Genomic DNA, 2,500 nt, shown 5'->3' on the forward strand with positions numbered 1-2,500 from the left:
CAGCGCAGTGTGGTTCGGAACGCGCCGGGCCTGCTGCTCGAACAGCACATGGGCAGGCGCCAGGCTTGGGTACTCACCGGCGGCCATGCCCCAGTCCTGCACCGGGGCGCGCTGACGCCCCTCTTCGAACAGCTTCAGCTCGCCCAGGCAACGCTGGGGCGAGCCGTCGGCCATCTGCGCCAGGAGATGGGCCAGTTGGCTTGCAACCTGGGCAATGCACTCGGCACTGAACTGCGCAGCGTCATAGCTGTAATGCAACAACAGGTCGGCCCCGGTGCTGACGCTCAGCGTCAGCGGGTAGTTGTTCTGCTCATGGCTGTGCACGTCGCCAAAGTGCAGGTCACTGACGCCGCCCTGCTGCAGCGCCGCGGACACGGGGTAGTTTTCGAAGACCAGCAAGGTATCGAACAATCCATCGCCGCCCTGCCCGGCCCAGCGCTGCACATCACTCAGCGCGCTGTGTTCGTGGTCCCGGAGTGCCAGGTTTATGCCCTGTACGGTCTGTAACCAACCCGCCAGCGCTTGTTGCGGTTCAGGCCGCGCGACCACGGGCAAGGTATTGATGAACAAGCCGATCTGCTGCTCGATGCCCTGCAATTGCGTAGGCCGGCCCGCCACCGTAGCCCCGAATGTCACGCTGTCGTGACCGGTGTAGCGCTGCAACAGCAACAGCCAGGCGGCCTGCACGAGCGTGTTGAGGGTGACTTTCTGCTGACGGGCAAAGCCGTGCAACTGTTCGGTCATCGCAGCGTCCAGGCGCCATTTGAATTCGCCTTGCCCACTCTGGCCGGTGGCGGCGCACTTGAGCGCACGGCTGAGCCAGGTCGGCTCGTCAAGGGTGGCGAACTGCGTGCGCCAGAAGGCCTCGCTGACCCGTTTGTCCTGGCGTTGCAGCCAGCCGATATAGTCGCTGTAGCGCCCATTGAGGCTGTGTACCGCCTGGCCTGCGTAGTGCTGCAACACCTCGCCGAGCAACTGCGAATTACTCCAGCCGTCGAGCAGGATGTGATGGCTGGTATAGATCAGTTGATAACGATCATCCTCCGTGCGGGCCAGCGTCAGGCGCAGCAGTGGCGCCTGGGCCAGGTCGAAGCCTTGCTCGCGTTCGGCATCGGCCAGGCGCGTCAGTGCAGCGTCGAGGTCTGCATGGCCACGTAGGTCAATTTCACGGCATGGCAACTGCACCTGCTTGCGCACCCACTGCAGCGGCTGGACCAGCCCGCCTTGCCAGAGGAACCCGCTGCGCAATATGTCATGTCGCTGCACCACCGCCTGCCAGGCCTCCCGGAAACGCTCAGGCGCCAGCCCCTGGACGCTGACCGACAGCTGGTTGATGTAGTCGCCCCCTTGCTGCTCCAGCAAGCTGTGGAACAGCATGCCCTGCTGCATGGGCGAGAGCGGGTACAGGTCCTGAACGTCCGCCCAGGGCAGGCCAAGGGCGTCCAGTTGTGACGGGTCGAGCATGGCCAGCGGGAAGTCCGAAGGCGTCACCCCGGCACTGTCCGGTAGCAGGCAGTGGGCGACCAGCTGGTTCAGCTCGCGTGCGTAATCCTGCGCCAGGCGTTCGATGTCGGTGCGCTCGAACATCGCTTCGCTGAAGGTCCAGCCCAAGCGCAATTGGCCTGCGTACACCTGGCCGTCGATGCTCAGCCAGTTGCCCAGCGGCGCCTCGGCGCCCTGTTCGGCGCCGGCGTCCTCGCTGGCTGGCACGAACAGGGCGCCTTGATCGCTGGCAAAACTGCCGTCGAACTGGCCCAGGTAGTTGAAGGTGATGCGCGGCTCGGCCAGGCCGTTCAAGGCTGCCTGCGACTGGGCGCTGCCCATGTAGCGCAAGGCGCCGTAGCCGATGCCCTTGTCGGGGATAGCGCGCAGTTGCTGCTTGACGGTCTTGATCGTGTCGGTCACGTCACCTGCACTGTCCAGGCGCACCGGGAAGGCGCTGGTGAACCAGCCCACCGTGCGGGTCAGGTCGACATCGTCGAACAGGTCTTCACGGCCGTGCCCTTCAAGCTGGATCAGCGCCGAAGCCTGCCCGGTCCAGCGGCAGATCACGCGGGTCAGCGCGGTCAGCAGCAGGTCGTTGACTTGGGTGCGGTAGGCCGCCGGGGCTTGTTGCAGCAGTTGCCGGGTCAGCGTGTCGTCCAGGCGCGTGTGTACCGTACAGGCATGGCGCTTTTCAAGGCTGGCGTGAGGACGCGCGCCTGGCAGGTCGTCGACGGCGCCTGCGACCTGCGCCTGCCAGTACGGCAGCTGCTCGGCCAGGGCCGGGGTTTGGGCCAGTGCCTGCAGGCGTTCTGCCCAATGCTTGTAGGCCGTGGTCTTGGCCGGCAGCGACAGCGCCTGGCCTGCCAGGCACTGCGAGTAGGCCTGCTGCAGATCGTCGAACAGAATGCGCCATGACACACCGTCCACGACCAGGTGATGAACCACCAGCAACAGCCGCTGACTGCCATCGTCCAGCTCCGCCAGCACAGCCCGCAGCAGCGGCCCTTGGTGCAGG

At 65.6% G+C, this 2,500-nt stretch carries 1 protein-coding gene; it reads right to left on the reverse strand.

Going from position 1 to position 2,500, the window contains the following annotated elements:
- Window positions 1-2,500: condensation domain-containing protein (locus tag B2S33_RS16540; protein ID WP_288650680.1), on the reverse strand; the 2,500-nt coding region annotated here is incomplete at both ends.

It is taken from the genome of Pseudomonas sp. UBA5568, from assembly GCF_002425525.1.
In the GTDB taxonomy this organism is placed as follows: Bacteria; Pseudomonadota; Gammaproteobacteria; order Pseudomonadales; family Pseudomonadaceae; genus Aquipseudomonas; species Aquipseudomonas fulva.